Raw genomic sequence first — 18,418 nt, forward strand, 5'->3', positions numbered from 1 at the left:
CGCCAGGGTCAGCACTGCTGAATCAAACCGCTAATCGAACTTGCCGTGGTCAAGATTTTCCAGTAAGGCTGAGTTCACCGCCTCAAACCGAAGGATGCGGCGGCCGTGGTGATCCTTCATGAACTCATCGGCTTCGGCCTGCGAAGCCAGCGGTACCAGTTCATGACCCATCGGTCCCAGGACGTCCGAGCCGATCACATACCAGGCGGCGTGCGCGTCAATTTTGGTGACGCCGTAATACTCGGTGACGCCGATGGTGGCGATATCCGCCTGGGTATGGCCGGGCGCGTATTTAGGCAAATCCAGCAGGTATTTGAATAAATCCTTGGGGCCATCGAAATGATGGGCGTGGCCGTCTTTGTAGAACGCGGTTGCCACCCAGCCAGGATAGAGGCTGACGAACATCCCACACACCGGGCAGGTGTCCTTGGGGCCAGGGCCAGGGAGTGATAAACCCTCACTCCAGGCTGGCGACAGGTTGCTAAACCCTAGTGCCAGCATCAGCCAGATAGCGCCCGCTAGTGGAGCGCCCGCCCATTTCATTGGCCGTGCCCGGCACCTTGCTGGCGTTTCTCGGCTCGCTTCTTGCGAATCATCATCGTATCGCCTGCCATGCTCTGATAGGCGGCACGCAGGGCGGCGTCGAAGTCGCCTAATTCACCGCCGTGTTCCGCTTTGGCGGCTTCTGCGGCGGTCTTGGCGGCAAAAGCGACCTTGCTTTGTTTGGTCATCACACCCGGCAATTTCGAGCCGATCAGGTAGGTGGCCGCCTCCACAGCGACCAGCGGTTTGAGATCATCCTTCGCACCGAAATCAGCCGCATAAATCGCCTTAGGCCCGCGATCCAGGTTGATGGCCAGACTCAAAGCGGCGCAATGCAGCGAGCAAGTGGCGTCTACCAGATCATCCTGATAATGCACCAGGTGGCGGCTGTGGTGATATTGCTTGCGATCCATCCCGCAGTAAGGGCATTTGGGGTATTTGCTCAGTTCGTTGTCGAGCGGTTTGGCATCGGCGGCGGTTTTGGGGATGAATTGCAGTGGCGTACCGTCGTTCTCGCACGTTGCGGCCAGTACCGGCGGACTGAGCGCAGCGACACCGACGGTGGCTCCTGCCACGGTGAGCAGGCGAAGGATCTGGCGGCGTTCAGGGTTATGGTTATTGTTCATTTGAGCGATCTCTTGTTTTGGAAAGGCCATCGTCATTATACGCTGAGCTTTTACCATTCTAAAATAGAGATTATTCATCATGACTATGCGTTTTAATCCATATTTTGTAAATTATTTGTAACATTCGATCTGTTTGCCTGAGTAGCAGAAGATCGCCTTTCTGTTTTCAACCAATGCAGCAAACTCTTGATGTAGGCTTGATACAATCGCCGATGTTGTTCTGCCCTCAGCAAGCAGATTTTCCGCAGCACTGAGAAAAAGCGACTTCCAATAATTTAGAAATTTAATCCGTTGGGATTTCAATCGCATCCTGCCATCCAGCAGCGGCGATATCTCATAAAAACTGATTTGCTTAAACTTCGCTTCAATCGCTAGATTGGCCAGCTTTATTCCGATATCTGGATCACCGCCGCCGTCAATTTGATACTGGTTAAATGCGTACCAATAGTCATTGATTGCCGGGCAGTTCGGATAAATATAAAGACCTGAGTTGAATACTTCCGTACAATAAAAAATACCGTTTAGCATTAATACTCTGTAGGCTTCCTGCAAAATAGCCAGGGGATGATTGGTATGCTCCAGTACGCAAAAAATACAAACGCTATCGTAAGAACCGTCAGCAAAGGGTAACTGATAACCGGAAGCTACTTGAAGTTTTACGGTGCCACTAGCAATGCAATCTTTAAGAACATTATTGGCACGCGCAATCTGCGAGTACGCCGAATCAATCCCATCTATTTTCAAATGGGGAAATTTCTTGGCAAGAAGCAAAATTTGCGCGCCAACGCCACAACCAATCTCCAAAAGGTGGTGGCAATCGCTAAAATCAATATTCTGATAAATATAGCGTTCGAGAAACTGCGCCTGATTCAAAAGCCGATCCTGCTCCTGCTTTGAAAAGGTGTGAATGTAATGTTTTTCAATCATCACTCGCCTTTAATGCTTCGCTGAAACTTTGGCGTCTTCGCGAAGTGAGAAAGCATAGTGCCGGTTATAGCGTTGCCGATGCTCAGGAAACACGGTTGGGGAATGACACTTCAAAAACGACACAGCCCACGTCCGTTCTAAATGGCCCATGTAATTCGCCTGGTGGTCGGCTGGCGTAATGCCCAGCCTCAAGCCAAAGCTCGAAAGCCTGATCATAGAGACGGCCACTGATGATAAGCACCTCCTCAGGGTACAAGTGGCTTTTCCCACCAAACATAGCGGTGTCAGCGCCGGGCAAAAAACGAGTCAGTCTGGAGTACTCGCCGGTCTTTAGGTCAATGCTGAGCGTTAATTCTTCAACAAAGCCTTCCAATCCTGGAATCGGAATCCAGTCCTTTTGGTGTTCAGGCGCTAAAGGGTTCCAGTAGGTTACCGTGGATTTTGGCATTGATCGTTCTCAACCTGTTGATTTCGATTGGCTGTATTTAATAGCCAATGATGGCTGGCAGCCTGTATTATATTCTTTGCATGAGATCAATAGCATACTGCCGACGTTTGATAAAAGTAATGGTGAGGACAACCAGGCAGGCCGATGCATTGCCAAAAAAGATCAACGCCATCACTGAATCACCGACATAGACGATAGCGTAGACAATCGTTGTGAGATGCGACACCAAAAAAAGGCTCCAGGTTGCACAAGAAACCCCAGACGCACCATTGGTGTCCTTGGCCGCAGCCACCATTTGCGGGACATAGGCCAGGATACGCAAAGAGTTTACTAACATGAAGGCGCCGAACACAGCGGAACGTAACCATTCCTCATTGCCGTTGAAGTAAATCTTGGCGCCGATCCCAAATCCTATGAGCGATAAGAAGAGGGCTAAAATACCGCTACTGATCCAGCCGATTTCGCTACGGCGCTTGGGAGCAGTGGATTGAAGAGTTTGTTCTAAAGCAACCACGTTACGTTCTCCAAAGATTTTTTGTTAATCGAAAGATAAAAGCTTTCAGCAGACTCAAGATTCCGCCAATGGGTTAATAGCAAGCCGGATGCCAATGAGGAGTCTTCGGAGAACGGGTTGTAAGGTCTTGATTGCCAAGTGGCGGTAGCTATGAAACGGTGATCGTGTCGATCTGGCTCGGTCTTTTCCCTTCGCAAAATGTTGCGAATTTTTCAAAATATTGGGAAAAGCTTAATCAGTTCCCTTCGCAAGCGATGCCCTGAAATCGCAGCGGTAGGCCAGCCGACGAATACGCTATAGTTGATTGAATCGGCTCACAAGCAAAACGCCGCATCGTTACCACACCCATCACTGCTTGATCTGGACCCCATGCGCATCAAAGCCTATTGGCAAACCCTGGTCGGCAAGGCGCTACTGAAGATCGCGCTCGGCATTACGCTGATCATCGCCTTGGCCAGCGGCGTTAGCTACCAGATCCTCTTTAAGGAAATCGAACGACGGGCGGTGGATCAGTTACGTGAATATGCGGTGCAGCGCGCCAAATTTCACGAAGCCCACTTCGCGCTGGCACGGGAATTTCATCAGGTGATCAAGCAGGAGTTTCTGCGGCGCTACCAGGAACCATCACCCGACTTCGAACGGCGCTTCGATCAATTGATGGTGCGTTACCCCGACGGGGCGCTCCGCAACCGGCCGGAATATGCCGATATCACTCGGTATTCGACCGGTTGGATTCATAAGGACGTGCGGCCCAACCCCGAATTCAAACGACTATGGATGCTGTTTTTCGATCTGTCGGAACAGTTTTCCCGGCTGACGACGACCCGGTTCGTCAACCTATATTTTCTGCACCCCACTGAATCCGCCAATATGGGCTACGATGATCCCGCGCGATCCAACCAGGTGCATTGGGCCGCCGACACGCCCGCCGATTGGGTGCTGAACCAGCAGGATTCTTTCTTGATGGCGACCCCAGCTCGCAACGCCCGTCGGGAAACGGTCTGGGCCGGCCCGGAGTACGAGCCGGCCTACCGGCAATTGTTGGTGCCAGCGGTTACCCCCATTGATCTGAACGGCGAACATATCGCCACCGTGGCCAGCGATACGCTGCTCGACGATTTGGAAGCCAGCATCCTGCGCGCCGATATTCCAGGCGCCGCTCACACAGTGTTTCGGGACGACGGTCGATTGATCATCGACCGAACCTATCAGCCGAAAATTATTGAACATGAGGGTATTTACTTTATCCAGCAGACCAGCGACGCGCGGTTGCGTGCTCTGCTGGCGCTGACCACCCACGCGCCGGTATTACCGGATTACGGCTACAACCCGGATGCCGACCAGTATTACGCCATCAGCCGCTTGCAGGGGCCGCGCTGGTATTTTGCGTCCACCCTGCCGGGCAGTTTGATTCGAAGCGAGGCGTTCAAAGCCGCGCAGTGGGTGTTGTGGGCTGGTTTTGCCTCGCTGGCGCTGGTGTTGGCGGTGCTGGCGATGCTGCTGCACCGGCAGATCGCCGTGCCGCTGCGGCAATTGCTGGTCGCCGTCCGCCAGATGGGCCAACAGCGGGTACTCATCCCACTGGATACCACCCGCCGCGACGAAATCGGCAAGCTGGCCGCCGCCTTCACCATCGCCGCTCAGTCGGTTGCGGATGAAATTCGCCAACGCGACTGGAATCTCCAGCAGGAAAGTTCGGGTCGGATGCAGGCCTACCAAGCGTTGCAGGCTAGCGAAACCCGCTATCGTGTCGTTGCCGAGCAGACCGGCCACATCGTCTATGACTACGATCTCTCCAGCGGCCGGATCGACTGGGCTGGCCCGATCCCGCAGATTACCGGCTACCGTTTTCAGGAATTCGCGGAACTGAACATCGACGGCTGGGCAGAGCGCATCCATCCCGATGATCGTGCCCAAGCATTGCAAGCTCTGCGGCAAGCGCGCAGCGAATTCCGCAAATACCAGGTCGAATACCGTTTTCGCCGCGCGGATGGCAGCTATATCTACCTGGAAGATGAGGGGGTGTTGCTGACCGATATCAAGGATCGCTCCCGGCGGATGCTCGGTACTATGAAGGATATCAGCGAGCGCAAGCGCGTCGAACAGGCGTTGCGGGAAGCCAAGGAAGAAGCGGACAAGGCCAATCGCGCCAAAAGCCGTTTTCTGGCCGACATCAGTCACGAGTTGCGCACGCCCTTGAACGCCATCCTGGGTTACGCCCAGATTCTGCTGCGCGATGCTGGTTTAGCGCAGAAAGCGCACGGCGGTCTCACCATCATCCAGCAATCCGGCGAGCACCTGCTGGGCCTGATCAACGACATTCTGGACCTGGCCAAGATCGAGTCGAACAAACTGGACGTGCAGAGCGAAACATTCGATCTGTGCGATTTTGTGCAAGGGATCGCCGGTGCGTTTGCGGTGCGAGCCAAGCAAAAGAATCTGCATTTTCGCACCGACGCCGATCCAGGCTTGCCCGTCCATGTCCGAGGCGACGAACGCAAGCTGCGGCAAATTCTGTTCAATCTGATCGGCAATGCCATCAAATTTACCGACGCGGGCGAGATCGGCTTTGCTATCACGACTGATGAAGGGCGGATTCGCTTCGCCGTGACCGACACGGGCTGCGGCATTCGCGCCGAGGAACTGAGCCAGTTGTTTCAGCCGTTTGGTCGGGTCGGTGAGCGCTCGCAAGCCACCGAGGGGGCCGGCTTGGGACTGATCATCAGCCGCCGGCTGGTGGAATTGCTCGGCGGCGTGCTGTCCGTCGAGAGCACGTTCGGCCAGGGTAGTCGGTTCTGGTTCGCGTTGGCCTTGCCGGCGGTCGCTGCACCAACGCGGATAGAGACGGCCCCAAACGCGCCGGTGATTGGCTATCGCGGGCCGCGCCGTCGGGTGCTGATCGCGGATGACAAGCGCGAAAATCGTGCAGTGTTGGTGGACATGCTGGCTCCGCTCGGCTTTAAGGTGGCGGAAGCGGCCAACGGTCAAGCGGCACTTGATCTGGTGGGGCCATTCCAGCCGGATGCCGTGCTGATGGATATGCGGATGCCGGTGCTGGATGGGCTGGAGGCCACCCGCCGGTTGCGCCAGTCCGAGGTGGCCCGCGAACTCGTCATCATCGCAGTATCGGCCAGTGCCTACGGCCACCAACGTGCGCAATATCTGGCGGCTGGCGCCGATGCCTTTCTGTCCAAACCATTCCGGCAGGATGAATTGCTGGAATTGTTGCGCCTGCATCTGAAGCTGGAACTGGTCTATGCCGATACGACGAGTCGGTCGGTGCCCAGTGAGCGCCCCAGCGCGCAAACCGTGCTGGCTCCACCGGAAACCGATCTAGCCATCCTGCGCGATTTCGCCCAACGCGGCGATATCAAGAATTTGCTGGTGCAACTCGACCGGCTGGAACGCGCCGATACCGCTTACGCGCCATTCACGGCGCATGTGCGCGATCTGGCTGAACGATTCCAGCTCAAAAAAATCAATGAGCTACTGGCGGGTGGGGATCTAACGCCATGAGCGGCACTACCACACCGCAAGGGCGCTTGACCCGACATTACAACCGACTGCTGGCCTGGAGCGCCGCGCCGTTATCGCTGGTCATCATCCTGCTCACTGCCCAGCAATTCTTTAACCAGCGGGAAAACGAACTCGGCCAACTGCATAAGATTGTCACCGAGCAGCGGGTGATGTTGAACGCCTTCATCAGAACCGCCAACTTGCATGTCAGTGCCATGCGTCGGCAGGCCGAGGATTTTCTGACCACCGCCAGCGAGCGCCAGCCCAGCGAATGGCGGGCTTGGCTGGTGCCGAGTCAGATCGCGGTAGACGGCGCTGTTTTGACCACTCTCAGCCTCGATCCAGCCCAGCAGACCGCATTCAAAGCATTGAGCGGCACCATCATCGGCCGGATGGCACTCTTAAGCGAACCTGCGCGACAGGCTGAACTCGATATGGCACTTGCGCTATTCGCGCTCCAGCGAGCCGATCATGCGACCACCCCATTCTTTCGCTGGAGCTATTATTTTTCCGGGCAGGAAGATTTCGTCACCGCTTTTCCCTGGCAAGACAACGCCGTAACGGTGAAATCGGCGCAGGCCAGCACCATTGAGAACGTACTTAAATATTGGTTTGCTTATGATGTGTATCGGCTGGCGACGCCGGAACGTAACCCGGACGGCAGCAGTTACTGGACGGACGTGTATCTGGATACCGCCGGCGCGGGGTTGATGGTCTCGCACGCGGCGCCGGTCTACCAGCAAGGTCGTTATGTGGGGATGGTCGGCACTGATGTGCTGCTGGGCTTTCTCACTGAGTTATTGCAAAGTTTTAGCGAACGCTGGGGTCAAGTCTGGATCGTCAGTGAAACCGGCCAGGTGCTGGCCGATCCCGATCATCCTTACACCGCTGCCGATCAACGGGTCAGAACCTTGGCAGATGTTTTGCCAGAGTCACTGCGTTCCGTGCCTATCAGCAGCTTGCTGCAATCGTCCGATGAATTTCGCCGCGTGGGCAGCGACTACCTGCACGCGCAGCGTCTGAAGTCGGCGCCCTGGTATCTGTTGCACAGCATTCCGTCCTCGGCTATCACCGCTCGCTTGTTGCCGCGTTTGTATCCGGCCCTGATCGTGATTGCCGGGCTGGCGCTGACGTTGCTTATCATTCATGACCTGTTGCGCCAGCGCTTTATCAAACCAGCCTTGGCGCTGGTCGATTATCTGCGGGCCGAATCGACCGGCCAATCGCTATCCGTACCACCGGCCGTGCCCGTGCAGTGGCAACCCTGGTTTGAGGTGGTAACGACTACTTTTCAGAATAATCGAGGCTATTTGCAAACCATTCAGACTCTCAACGCCGATCTGGAACAGCGGGTCGAAGAGCGAACGCGGCAGTTGGAAAATGCCAACCGGGATCTTCGGCTGGAAATGGAAGTCCGCCAGCGCGTGCAGGACGCTTTGCGCGCGGCTAAGGTGGAGGTCGAACAGGCCAATCAAGCCAAGAGCACCTTGATGGCCAACATGAGCCACGAGTTGCGCACGCCGCTCAACAGTATCCTGGGTTACACCCAAATCCTGCTGCGTGACGCCGGTCTGAGCGACAAGCAGCGGGCGGGCGTCGAAACCATCCACCAGTCCGGCGAGCGACTGGCGGGTTTGATCAATGACTTGTTGGATCTGTCCAAACTGGCAGCACCGGATGTAGAAGGATTCGTGGCGCGGCGTGCAGCACGACCGGCGGCAGATTCTGGGGTATCTGATCTCATCCTCGATCAATGCTTTTTACCCCCCGCCTCGGACATCGCCGCGCTGCGGGTTCTCGCCCAGCGGGGCGATGTCAAGAGCCTACTGGTTCAGATGGACGAATTGGAACAGCGCGATGCTGACTACCGGCCATTCGTCGAGCAATTGCGCGAGATGGCGCGCGCTTTTCAAGTCAACCAACTGGTGCGGTTGTTGAGCGATCCTCGGCTTCGATTCTGACGGATGGCTTTTGCAGTAGCGTTTGCCAAGCAATTTGGCGGTTGATTTTTCAACCCCCGCAATCGATTTATTCCCGCTTTCAGCCTATCCCAACCATTACCAAGATGTTGGGTTATTCCCAATATTTTGGGGATACCGACGACCCTCAGCAAGAATCACTTTAATAGCTGTATTGTTTTTTTCAAAAAATATATTGAAATCAAATGATTATATATTTTTTATGTTTTTTCGGCAATTTGGCGAAAGGTTTGCTTATGACGGAGTGAAGCCAATATCAGTAAACAGCTAACTAAAAGCGCTGGGTTTATTGCTAACGATTGGCTAACAGAATTTCTCCTTTATCGAGGTAATGAGAATGGGTAACGAAAGCCAGAAATTACGTACCGATCACACACCTCTTTCGGTACTCAAAAAGCGTGACAATGCAGCAATGGAACGCCGCGATCAATACGTTGGCTCAACCAGCACAATAACTGTCAAGTACGCTCTCGCATTTGATGATTTTGCCGCCAATGTCGCTCACAAATTGCGGCATTGGATTGTTTATCGAACCGATGGCGGCCGATTTGCCAGGGCATTGGTGCGTAAATCCGGTAGCTTGGAGAAGCTTCATCGATACTGGAATGAAAATAAAGTGCCCCCTGGCAGCTCTGTCAAGCTGGTGGCGACCTTATATCGGCGCCAAGACCCATTAGCTGCTAACCGCTGGATGATGGAAATGTTTTTCGAAAAACCCAGCGCTGATGAGATTAATTTTGATGAATCTGATGGGGAGATCGTGATTGTAAGGCGCAATCGAGTTAAGGAACTTCAAATGACCGCAATGAGTAAAATCATTCGTGTTGCGGTGTCATTTTCATACCAAAATTCTGTCAAGCCAGGCGAAGAATTTAATCGAATTTTGAAAATGGCGGGTATTGCAGAGCGTCTGGGTAGCCATAAAGCATGGGATTTGTGGTATTACAATTATAATCCGATGCGGGTTTACATTTTTAATTCGACTAATTCACAAAAGAAAGAGATGACAAAAGCAACAAATGGCGCCATGCCTTTTGATGGTCGGTGCGCTTATACATCATCGCATTGGAGAACGTATCCTTTTAGGGAAATGGCCCAAAAACATGGCCTAAAGGATTTGGTTGAAATGACCAACGGGGTTACGAAGGATGTGCTCATGTACGACCAAAGAATGCTCACTGGTATTAACAAAATTAGCGCCGACCTTTCCAAGATACGATCTGGTGGCGGCACTCTTTATAAGAGTGCGTGGCCGTTCGTCGAGCACCTGCAAAAGCTTTTAGAGTCGCCTGACCATCTTTATTACGCTTACGATGGACCTGCCAAGGATAGAGGTATTTTCGAGAGAGCATTCAGGGTGTTTTCGAATACCGAATAGCAATGCCGGTTTTTAAATCGCTCAAAGCGGCTGATTCCAATAGGCTGACGGCAGATTCGCCAAGTCTCCAACTTCAAGCCTCGAAGCCGCCGCGCTTGCGCTCAATGCCGAGCTTTTTCATCCGCGCCTCCAGCGTGGTTGGCTTCAGGCCGAGCAGGCGTGCGGCGCCATGCTCGCCACTGACCCGCCAGCTAGTGGTTTCCAGCGCCTTGAGAATGTGCTCGTACTCCATTTCCTCCAGGGTCAAAACCGACACCTTGCCTGGCCCGGCCTCGGCTGTGGGTTCGCGTAACCAGTCGCCAAATTCTAGCGTTGAACTCCGGCTGATGATCACTGCGCGTTCGATCACATGCTGCAATTCCCGCACATTGCCTGGCCAGGAATAAGCTTGCAGCCGCGCCAGCGTCGCCAGCGGTACTGTGTCGATGCTCTTACCGAGGCTGGCTGCGTATTTCTGAACAAAATGGCGCACCAGCAGCGGAATATCCTCGCGCCGCGAGCGCAGCGCGGGCGATTCCACCGGAAACACGTTCAATCGATAGTACAAATCAGCGCGAAATTGCCCTTCACGGCAGCGTTGGGCTAAATCACGATTGGTGGCGGCAATCACCCGCACGTCGGTTTTTAGTGTTTGCGAGCCGCCCACCCGCTCGAATTCGCCTTCCTGCAACACCCGCAGCAGCTTGGCTTGCAAGTCCAGCGGTAGCTCGCCCACTTCATCAAGGAATAAAGTGCCGCCGTTGGCCAGTTCGAAGCGGCCGATCTTGCGGGTCAGTGCGCCGGTGAACGCGCCTTTTTCATGGCCGAACAGCTCGCTTTCGGCCAGGCTGGCCGCAATCGCCGCGCAGTTTAACTTGATCAACGGCTTAGCCTGGCGGGTGCTGCGGTTGTGGATGGCGCGTGCGATCAGTTCCTTGCCGGTGCCAGTTTCGCCGGTAATCAGCACGGTAGCCTGTGTGCCTGCGACGGCTTCCACCTCTTGTAGGACAGCGCGCAACGCCGTCGAGGCGCCGATCATTTCCTCGAAATCGTGTTCGGCTTGAATTTCATCTCGTAGGTAAAGGTTTAAGCCATGTAAGCGGTTGAACTCGGCTTCCGCCTGCTGACGGGCTTCGATGTCGCGCAGGATCATCGTATAAAACGGCTGTCCGGTGACGAGGGTCCGTGACAGTGTTGCCTCAATGGGAAAAGGCTGTCCGTTGCCCCGAAGCGCCTGCAAACCCTCTGGCAGCCAGAGCCGGGCTTCACTTTGCCGCTGATAGTCATGCACCACTTGGCGCAGTGGCGCGGCCAGAAGGGTATCCAGGGGTTGGCCCAATACCTCGGCAGCGTTGCAACCAAACATCGCTTCAGCGGCAGGGTTAAACAGGGTGATCAGGCCATCGGCATCGAAAGTCAGAATCGCATCCATGGCGCTGGTTACCAAGGCCGATAGCCGTGCCTCGCGCTCCGCCAGGGTGCGCTTGAGTTGTTGCAGCGTCAGGTGGGTGTGGACGCGAGCCAGCACTTCTTCATGCTGGAAGGGTTTGGTAATGTAATCCACTGCGCCAAGCTGTAATCCCCTGATTTTATCCACCGTATCGCTTAAGGCGCTCATGAAGATGATGGGGATCGCTTGGGTCTCCGGCTGCTCCTTTAAGCGGCGACAGGTTTCAAAACCGTCAATACCCGGCATCATCACATCCAGCAAGATAAGATCAGGTTGGGCATAGGCCGCTCGTTCTAGTGCGCTCTCACCATCTTCAGCCACTAAAACGCTATAGCCCGCAGCGCTCAGGACTTCGTACAAAACACCGAGATTCGCTGGCGTGTCATCGACCATCAAAACGGCGGGGGCTGACTGAGCAATATCGGTCATGGTGAAGACCTCGACATGTCTTGATCGGCTAGCTGCTTATAACAAACCGGTGATTTCTTTGGTAAACACCTCAGGGGTGGACTCACCGAGAATGCGAGTGCGAATGATACCTTTGCGGTCAATGATATAGGTGACGGGTAGCGCCATGACTTGATATTGGCGCGTCACCTCGCCCTGAGTATCCAGCAGCACATCGTAGGAGATGCCGAGTTGTGTAACGAATGGCCGCACCGTTTCCGCCGGTTGCAGCACATTCACCGCTAAAATCACCAAGCCCCGGTCGTGATATTGGCGATAAACCGGCTCCAGCGCGGTCATTTCGCTGCGGCAAGAGGGGCACCAATCCGCCCAGAAGCGGATAGCAACCACTTGATTAGCATACTGTTCCGGGAAATGACTGGTGACGCCATCCAGCCGATTCAGCGTGAAAGCCGGTGCGGCTGTGCCGATCCTGAGCAGGGGAGATTCTGCCTCGCAGCCGACGAGTAGCACGAGCAGTAGAAGGGTCAACAGCGGTTGAGCAGCCATCATGAGAACAACCTATCGGTCAAAGGAATACGAACGGGTGGCTCTGGTACCGAGTAAGCGTAACCGATTTTGCCGGGGTAGAGGCGATGCGAGTGTTGCTGGTGGAAGATGATTCGATGATCGGGGAGAGCTTGCGCAAGGGGTTGCGCCTGGAGGGTTTTACCGTTGATTGGGTGCAGGATGGCCGTAGCGCGGAACTGGCGCTGGAGACGACCGACTATGCCTTGGTGCTGCTGGATTTGGGTCTGCCGAAAAAGGATGGTTTGAGCGTGCTGCGCGGTTGGCGGCAGCGGGATGTCACAACGCCTGTGTTGATTCTGACCGCCCGCGATGCGGTGCCGGATCGGGTGGCGGGCTTGGATAGCGGCGCGGATGATTATCTGGTCAAGCCGTTTGATTTAAGCGAACTGCTGGCGCGGATGCGGGCTTTGTTGCGGCGGCAAGCGGGCCGGGCGCGGGGCTGGGTGGAAATTGGCGCGTTGCGGCTCGATCCCGTGGCGCATACCGTTGAATATCAAGGCGAAGCCGTTGCTCTCTCGGCGCGAGAATTTGCCTTGCTCCATGCCTTGGTGGATTCGCCGCGTGCGGTGCTGTCCAGGGAGCAGTTAGAGGAACGCTTGTACGGCTGGGGCGAGGAGGTGGAGAGCAACGCCGTCGAGGTTCACGTCCATAATCTACGGCGCAAGCTGAGTCCGCACATCATCCGCACCGTGCGTGGGGTGGGCTATCGGCTGGGGGAAACTGGCTGATCAGTGCTGGGGCCATGTGAATCCAAGCAGAGCGCCAGGCGTTTGCCCAGGGCTGTTACTGCTCGTTCGATCAGGAAAATTTCAAGGGATACCGCGCTGTGCGTCGTCATAACATTCTGTTTTATATTGCAGCGAGTGGATTGGTCAGTCTCTCTTTCTCATCGCTGGTGCTGGCCGCCAGCCTGAACGACACCGGCCAGCAGCTTTGGTACAACGGCTCGGCGATGGTCGCAATGGGCCATGCTGCTGTTGACCGTACTGCTTGGCATAGGTGGTTGGATGCGGCGGCGGGTAATGTTCTGAAGGCATAAAAAATCCGGCCCGTTTTATGACGGGCCGGGTTGCAAATACAGCGACCGCCTAAATCAGAGGCCGTAAGCTAAAGCATTGGCCAGCATCATTGGCTTCAGAGCGCCTAATCCAGCAACTTCGGTAGCCGCTCAAGCAACTCCGCACCCGATTCACACTGGATCAACCAGTCGCCGATGTGCGCCAATCGCTCGCGGTCATGAATGCGATCTAGCCAAAGGGCAAGCTGGTTCGCCGTTGCCTCTCCAAAACGGAGACGAGTCAGACGCACATAAGTTTCCCGTTCGCCGACCAAGTAGCCGCGTTCTAAGCCTTGCTCCAAGCCTTGCTCCAAGCCTTGCTCCAAGCCTTGCTCCAAGCCTTGCTCCAAGCCTTGCTCCAAGCCTTGCTCTAAGCCTTGCTCTAAGCCTTGCTCTAAGCCTTGCTCCAAGCCTTGTTCCAAGCCTTGTTCTAAGCCTTGCGCGATACCCTGCCTAAAACCTTCCTGCTTCCAGCGCTCGGTCCAACTTCGCATCCGCTCTTCTAACATGCTCGTCACCTCATACAAGTGATCTATTCCGGTGAGTTGTTCTTCGGGAAATTGTACGCGCACCAGCAGCGTTTTCAGCCAGGCCAGCAGAGCCTTGTCCAGTTCTGGGTGTTGCTGAATCGCCGGAATTACCTCTTGAAGGACCCGTAGAATATCCGCCGGTTCCTGGCAATGTTCCAATCGGAATAAGGCCGCCACCAGATTACGCGGCAAGCGTAGATCCTGCTCACTGTAGCGGCCTTCATCCAGCAGTAAAAACTCAAAGCGCGGCTGATAGGGCGCCAATCCCGGCAGCGTTTCCAGCAAATCGGCCAGTTGGGTGCTGGCGCGCCAACGCGGCGCACCGTTGTAGAGCACAATCGGCAGTACTGGCGGCAGTTTGCCATTAGGCAGCAGTTGTTGCTGTTCCAGCAGCTCCAAATAAAGCAGCCCCAGGTACACCCACAACCGCAGCGGCATCCACCGATCGATGCTGGATTGGAATTCCAGCAGGATCAGCACATACAACCAGTGATCGCGTAACTTCACCCGCCAGATGACATCGCTCTGCCGCCAGCCCAGTTGAGGTGTCACAAAATGCACATTGCGCTTTTCCAGGGTGCTGAAATCCAGTTCAGCCACCCACGGCTGCGGCACGAAACCTTTCAATAAATCTTCAATGAGCCGAGGTTGCGAGAACAGTTTTTTATAGGCCGGATCATAGATCATAACGGTATAGTCGTTGCGAAACCTAGACGGAAATTAACCGTATGAGTGACCTATTTTGTGCGGAAAGCGGCCAAGGCGGTGCGAATCCCTTCAACTTCTGCCTCATCCAAACCTCGCATCAACTTACCGATAAATTGCAGTTGCCGTTTATGCGCCCCACGTTGTGGCATCGCTTGAGCCGCTTTGACGGCCGCCAGCAACTCATCGCTGAGCGGCATCTGTTTTAGCTGGGTTGCGGACAATTTGACCACCGCTTCGCCCAAACTCTGCAACGCAGTGGCTTCCCGCTTGAGTTGGCTTTTGCTGGGCGGGCGCGGCGACTCCATCTCATACGATTCATCATCAAAAAAGGGATCGTTTTGCGTCATTTGGAGTCGCTACGCTCAGGCAATAAGAAGTCAAAGGGGCAGTCAGTCACCGAATTTTACCGCTGGCGCCCACAACCGTTCCAGCACCGGCCGGTCGCTACCCAGCAACGGCCGTAGATAGTGGCGGAAGGCTTCCGTGACATGGTTGCCCTCGGCGTTGATGAACTCGTCGGGCATGTGCCGGGTTTTGGCGGCGATGGCTTTCACATCCGCCAGTTCATAGCGCACCGCATAATCGCCGACGCGCTTAATCACCACCGAGCCGCTTTCGTAACGTCCGCAGGCGTAATGCACCGCTTTTTCGCCCACCTCCCGCGCCTCGCGGGCATCGACATCGGAGACCACGCCTGCAAAGGAGCGTTGCAGATAGCCGAACGTATCCGAGCGCACCCGTTTGATACCCAGTTGTTGCTGCACGGTCGCTGCCAGTTCATCGGCCAGCGCCCCGCCGGATAGCTGCACATTCCCGTGGGCATCCACTTCCGGTTCACGGCCCGCCTTGCGCATCAGGTCAGCCGCCAGCGGAATCTCCTTGCCCTTGGCGTCCCGATTCGCCCAGACCCCTTCAGAAATCGCCACGATGCAGCGGCTATGCCGTTTATAAAGGCGGTCGATGTCGGCCAGATAGCGCTCAATCGAGAATTGCCGTTCCGGCAGATAAATCAGGTGCGGGCCGTCGTCGTCGTGCTGGCGGGCCAGAGCGGATGCGGCGGTGAGCCAGCCGGCGTGCCGACCCATGATGATGGCGATGTAAACCCCCTGCAACGCCATGTTATCGGCGTTAGCCCCGGCAAAGGCGCTGGCGACGAAACGAGCGGCCGACGGATAGCCGGGACAGTGGTCAGTGATCGGTAAATCGTTATCTACGGTTTTCGGGATATGCACGGCTCGCAAGTCGTAGCCTTCTTTCGCGGCGTACTCACCGACGATCCGCACCGTGTCGGAGGAATCGTTGCCGCCGATGTAGAAGAAATAGCGCACCTCGTGTTTTTTGAAGACGTTGAGGATGTTCTGGCAATACTCGGCATCGGGTTTGTCGCGGGTCGAACCGAGCGCCGATGAGGGGGTTTGGGCGACTCGTTCGAGGTTATGCGTAGTGGCTTCGGACAGGTCGATAAAGTGTTGGTTGACGATGCCGCGCACCCCGTGCCGCGCGCCCCAGACGCGGGTGACATCGGGGAACTTACGCGCTTCCAGCACCGCGCCGACCAGACTCTGGTTGATGACCGCTGTCGGGCCGCCACCCTGGGCGATGACGACTTTGCCTCGCAGTCCACTCATGCGGGTAATCTCCGGTTCAATAGGCTGAATAAACTCCCTTCTCCCCGTGGGAGAGGGAGGTTTTCGCATAGGCTTATCCATTCGCCGCTTTCATTTTCGCCACCTGCTCCCTGGCGGCAGCGGCAATCTTTTCCGGCGTAAAGCCGAATTTGTTTTGCAGCGCTTTCAGCGGCGCCGATGCGCCAAAAGTATGCATACCGATGGTCAAACCCTGCAAGCCGACGTAACGCCGCCAGCCGAGGGTTGAGGCTTGTTCCACCGAGACCCGCGCCGTGATTTCCGGCGGCAGCACGCTGTCCTGATAGGCCCGCTCCTGGCGGTCGAACAACTCCCAGGAGGGCATACTGACCACCCGCGCCTTGATCCCTTCGCCCTTCAATTGCTCGTAAGCTTTCACGCACAGCGACACTTCGCTGCCCGTGGCGACCAGCAACACCTCCGGCTGACCGTCTTCCGCATCAGCCAGAATATAACCGCCTTTGGCCAGACCGGAGGCGGCAGCATAGCGGCGGCGATCCAGCGTCGGCAAGTTTTGCCGGGTCAGAATCAAGGCGACCGGTTGATGGCGGAATTGCATGATCACCCGCCACGCTTCCACGACTTCATTGGCGTCGGCGGGCCGCAGCACCACCAGGCCGGGAATGGCCCGCAACGAGGCCAGTTGTTCGACCGGTTGATGGGTCGGGCCGTCTTCACCGACGCCGATGGAATCGTGGGTGAAGATGTGGATCACCGGAATTTCCATCAACGCCCCCAGCCGAATCGCCGGACGGGCGTAGTCGCTGAAAATCAAAAAGCCGGAGCCGTAAGGCCGCACCTTGCACAGCGACATCCCGTTGAGGATGGCGCCCATCGCGTGTTCGCGGATGCCAAAGTGGAAATTGCGGCCGCCATAGTTGTCCGCCGTGTAATCGCCCGCGCCGTCGAAGGTCAGCCGGGTGTTGGTGGACGGCGCTAAATCCGCCGAACCGCCAATCAGCCACGGCACGTTGCGGGCGAGGGTATTGAGCACCTGCCCTGACGCGATGCGGCCCGCCATGCCGCTGTCACTGGGGGGGAAATCGGGCAATTCCTTATCCCATCCGGCGGGTAATTCGCGGCCCTGCATTTTCTTCAGATGATCGGCCAGGTCGGGATATTGGTGCTGATACTCGTCCAGCTTGACGAACCAGGCATTGCGCAGCGCCTGACTGCGCCGCCCCATGTTCTGCTGAAAATGGTTGAGCACGGCTTCCGGCACCAGGAATTTCTCATCCTCCGGCCAGCCGTAATGGCGCTTGGTCAGGCGGATTTCGTCCTCGCCCAGCGGGCTGCCGTGCGCTTCATGCGTATCCTGTTTGTTGGGCGCACCGTAGGCGATGTGGCTATCCACAATAATCAGCGTCGGTCGGTCGTGGGTGTTTTTGAAAGTGCGAAACGCCCGTTCCAGCATCTCCAAATCATTGGCGTCGCCGACCCGCAGCACGTTCCAGTTATAGCCGAGGAAGCGGGTCGCCACGTCTTCGCTGAAGGCCCAATCGGTATGGCCTTCGATGGTGATTTTGTTGTTGTCGTACAGCCAGCATAAATTGGACAGCTTGAGATGCCCGGCCAATGACGCCGCTTCGCCGGTGATGCCTTCCATCATGCAGCCATCGCCCGCCAGCGCGTAGACAGCGTAATCGAATAGCTCGAAGCCGGGGCGATTGTAGCGGGCGGCCAGCCAGCGACCGGCCATCGCCATGCCAACGCTGGTGGCGACGCCCTGACCGAGCGGGCCGGTGGTGGTTTCGATGCCGGAAGTCCAGCGGTATTCCGGGTGGCCCGCACATTTGCTGTCGAGTTGGCGGAAATGCTTGATGTCGTCCAGCGTGACGGTCGGTTGACCCATCCGCTCGTAGGCGGAATTGACGGTTTTGGCGCCGGTCAGGTGCAGCAGCGAATACAGCAGCATCGAGGCGTGGCCGATGGACAGCACGAAACGGTCACGGTTGGGCCAGATCGGGTCTTCGGGATCGAAGCGCAGAAAGCGTTGCCACAGGCAATAGGTCACGGGCGCCATCGCCATCGCCGTGCCGGGGTGGCCGGAATTGGCGGCCTGCACCGCATCCATCGACAGGGTGCGGATGGTGTTAATCGCCAGTTGGTCGAGATTCACCGAATCGTTCATAGCGGCAA

At 56.1% G+C, this 18,418-nt stretch carries 16 protein-coding genes; 5 read left to right on the forward strand and 11 right to left on the reverse strand.

What is annotated here, in order from left to right; all coding sequences use genetic code 11:
- Positions 1 to 30: 30 nt before the first annotated feature.
- The 5 genes from BN873_RS09770 to BN873_RS09790 form a co-directional block, all read right to left on the reverse strand.
- The gene (locus tag BN873_RS09770; RefSeq protein ID WP_374727160.1) at positions 31 to 543 is read right to left on the reverse strand and encodes a nitrous oxide reductase accessory protein NosL; all 513 of its coding nucleotides are present in this window, start codon (positions 541 to 543) and stop codon (positions 31 to 33) included.
- Positions 540 to 1,169: a nitrous oxide reductase accessory protein NosL gene (locus BN873_RS09775; protein ID WP_048673380.1), complete on the reverse strand. Its 630-nt coding sequence runs from the start codon at positions 1,167 to 1,169 to the stop codon at positions 540 to 542. The genes BN873_RS09770 and BN873_RS09775 overlap by 4 nt, the downstream gene beginning before the upstream one ends.
- A 111-nt stretch (positions 1,170 to 1,280) precedes the next feature.
- Positions 1,281 to 2,096: a class I SAM-dependent methyltransferase gene (locus tag BN873_RS09780; RefSeq protein ID WP_048673382.1), complete on the reverse strand. Its 816-nt coding sequence runs from the start codon at positions 2,094 to 2,096 to the stop codon at positions 1,281 to 1,283.
- An 82-nt stretch (positions 2,097 to 2,178) separates the two neighbouring features.
- The gene (locus tag BN873_RS09785; RefSeq protein ID WP_048673384.1) at positions 2,179 to 2,544 is read right to left on the reverse strand and encodes a cupin domain-containing protein; all 366 of its coding nucleotides are present in this window, start codon (positions 2,542 to 2,544) and stop codon (positions 2,179 to 2,181) included.
- 67 nt (positions 2,545 to 2,611) lie between these two features.
- A complete protein-coding gene (locus BN873_RS09790) occupies positions 2,612 to 3,058 on the reverse strand; it encodes a hypothetical protein (protein ID WP_048673386.1) in 447 nt (148 codons plus the stop codon).
- 300 nt (positions 3,059 to 3,358) lie between these two features.
- On the opposite strand from BN873_RS09790, the gene BN873_RS09795 reads away from it, so the two are divergent.
- The 3 genes from BN873_RS09795 to BN873_RS09805 all read left to right on the forward strand — a co-directional run bounded on the left by BN873_RS09795 (position 3,359) and on the right by BN873_RS09805 (position 9,931).
- A complete protein-coding gene (locus BN873_RS09795; RefSeq protein WP_139031684.1) occupies positions 3,359 to 6,574 on the forward strand; it encodes a hybrid sensor histidine kinase/response regulator in 3,216 nt (1,071 codons plus the stop codon).
- A complete protein-coding gene (locus BN873_RS09800) occupies positions 6,571 to 8,535 on the forward strand; it encodes a histidine kinase dimerization/phospho-acceptor domain-containing protein (protein ID WP_048673390.1) in 1,965 nt (654 codons plus the stop codon). Before BN873_RS09795 ends, BN873_RS09800 begins: the two co-directional genes overlap by 4 nt.
- A 355-nt stretch (positions 8,536 to 8,890) precedes the next feature.
- Positions 8,891 to 9,931: a hypothetical protein gene (locus BN873_RS09805; RefSeq protein ID WP_048673392.1), complete on the forward strand. Its 1,041-nt coding sequence runs from the start codon at positions 8,891 to 8,893 to the stop codon at positions 9,929 to 9,931.
- A gap of 73 nt (positions 9,932 to 10,004) precedes the next feature.
- Here the strand turns inward: BN873_RS09805 and BN873_RS09810 are convergent, their stop codons facing one another.
- A complete protein-coding gene (locus BN873_RS09810) occupies positions 10,005 to 11,789 on the reverse strand; it encodes a sigma-54-dependent Fis family transcriptional regulator (protein ID WP_048673394.1) in 1,785 nt (594 codons plus the stop codon).
- A gap of 36 nt (positions 11,790 to 11,825) precedes the next feature.
- Positions 11,826 to 12,320 (reverse strand): TlpA family protein disulfide reductase, encoded by a 495-nt coding sequence (locus BN873_RS09815; protein WP_053085291.1) that lies wholly within the window; start codon positions 12,318 to 12,320, stop codon positions 11,826 to 11,828.
- Positions 12,321 to 12,403: 83 nt separating this feature from the next.
- On the opposite strand from BN873_RS09815, the gene BN873_RS09820 reads away from it, so the two are divergent.
- Positions 12,404 to 13,066: a response regulator gene (locus BN873_RS09820; protein ID WP_048673396.1), complete on the forward strand. Its 663-nt coding sequence runs from the start codon at positions 12,404 to 12,406 to the stop codon at positions 13,064 to 13,066.
- Between the two features lie 98 nt (positions 13,067 to 13,164).
- Complete coding sequence (locus BN873_RS21470; RefSeq protein WP_048673398.1) at positions 13,165 to 13,377, forward strand: hypothetical protein; 213 nt, start codon at positions 13,165 to 13,167, stop codon at positions 13,375 to 13,377.
- 104 nt (positions 13,378 to 13,481) lie between these two features.
- Here the strand turns inward: BN873_RS21470 and BN873_RS09830 are convergent, their stop codons facing one another.
- The 4 genes from BN873_RS09830 to tkt form a co-directional block, all read right to left on the reverse strand.
- Positions 13,482 to 14,612 carry an Rpn family recombination-promoting nuclease/putative transposase gene (locus tag BN873_RS09830; protein WP_053085292.1) on the reverse strand — a complete coding sequence of 377 codons (1,131 nt, stop codon included), beginning with the start codon at positions 14,610 to 14,612 and terminating at the stop codon, positions 13,482 to 13,484.
- A 50-nt stretch (positions 14,613 to 14,662) separates the two neighbouring features.
- Positions 14,663 to 14,980: a ribosome biogenesis factor YjgA gene (yjgA, locus tag BN873_RS09835; RefSeq protein ID WP_053085293.1), complete on the reverse strand. Its 318-nt coding sequence runs from the start codon at positions 14,978 to 14,980 to the stop codon at positions 14,663 to 14,665.
- A 42-nt stretch (positions 14,981 to 15,022) separates the two neighbouring features.
- Complete coding sequence (locus BN873_RS09840) at positions 15,023 to 16,261, reverse strand: 6-phosphofructokinase (protein ID WP_048673400.1); 1,239 nt, start codon at positions 16,259 to 16,261, stop codon at positions 15,023 to 15,025.
- 73 nt (positions 16,262 to 16,334) lie between these two features.
- Positions 16,335 to 18,410 carry a transketolase gene (gene tkt, locus BN873_RS09845; RefSeq protein WP_048673403.1) on the reverse strand — a complete coding sequence of 692 codons (2,076 nt, stop codon included), beginning with the start codon at positions 18,408 to 18,410 and terminating at the stop codon, positions 16,335 to 16,337.
- Positions 18,411 to 18,418: the final 8 nt, after the last annotated feature.

Origin of the sequence: Candidatus Competibacter denitrificans Run_A_D11 (assembly GCF_001051235.1) — a bacterium.
GTDB lineage: Bacteria > Pseudomonadota > Gammaproteobacteria > Competibacterales > Competibacteraceae > Competibacter_A > Competibacter_A denitrificans.

Coding starts and splice junctions, on each gene's coding strand:
- tkt (WP_048673403.1), bottom strand. CDS start 18,410: ATGAACGATTCGGTGAATCTCGACCAACTGGCGATTAACACCATCCGC.
- BN873_RS09820 (WP_048673396.1), top strand. CDS start 12,404: ATGCGAGTGTTGCTGGTGGAAGATGATTCGATGATCGGGGAGAGCTTG.
- BN873_RS09800 (WP_048673390.1), top strand. CDS start 6,571: ATGAGCGGCACTACCACACCGCAAGGGCGCTTGACCCGACATTACAAC.
- BN873_RS09815 (WP_053085291.1), bottom strand. CDS start 12,320: ATGATGGCTGCTCAACCGCTGTTGACCCTTCTACTGCTCGTGCTACTC.
- BN873_RS09770 (WP_374727160.1), bottom strand. CDS start 543: ATGAAATGGGCGGGCGCTCCACTAGCGGGCGCTATCTGGCTGATGCTG.
- BN873_RS09805 (WP_048673392.1), top strand. CDS start 8,891: ATGGGTAACGAAAGCCAGAAATTACGTACCGATCACACACCTCTTTCG.
- BN873_RS09780 (WP_048673382.1), bottom strand. CDS start 2,096: ATGATTGAAAAACATTACATTCACACCTTTTCAAAGCAGGAGCAGGAT.
- BN873_RS09830 (WP_053085292.1), bottom strand. CDS start 14,612: ATGATCTATGATCCGGCCTATAAAAAACTGTTCTCGCAACCTCGGCTC.
- BN873_RS09810 (WP_048673394.1), bottom strand. CDS start 11,789: ATGACCGATATTGCTCAGTCAGCCCCCGCCGTTTTGATGGTCGATGAC.
- BN873_RS09775 (WP_048673380.1), bottom strand. CDS start 1,169: ATGAACAATAACCATAACCCTGAACGCCGCCAGATCCTTCGCCTGCTC.
- BN873_RS09840 (WP_048673400.1), bottom strand. CDS start 16,261: ATGAGTGGACTGCGAGGCAAAGTCGTCATCGCCCAGGGTGGCGGCCCG.
- yjgA (WP_053085293.1), bottom strand. CDS start 14,980: ATGACGCAAAACGATCCCTTTTTTGATGATGAATCGTATGAGATGGAG.
- BN873_RS09785 (WP_048673384.1), bottom strand. CDS start 2,544: ATGCCAAAATCCACGGTAACCTACTGGAACCCTTTAGCGCCTGAACAC.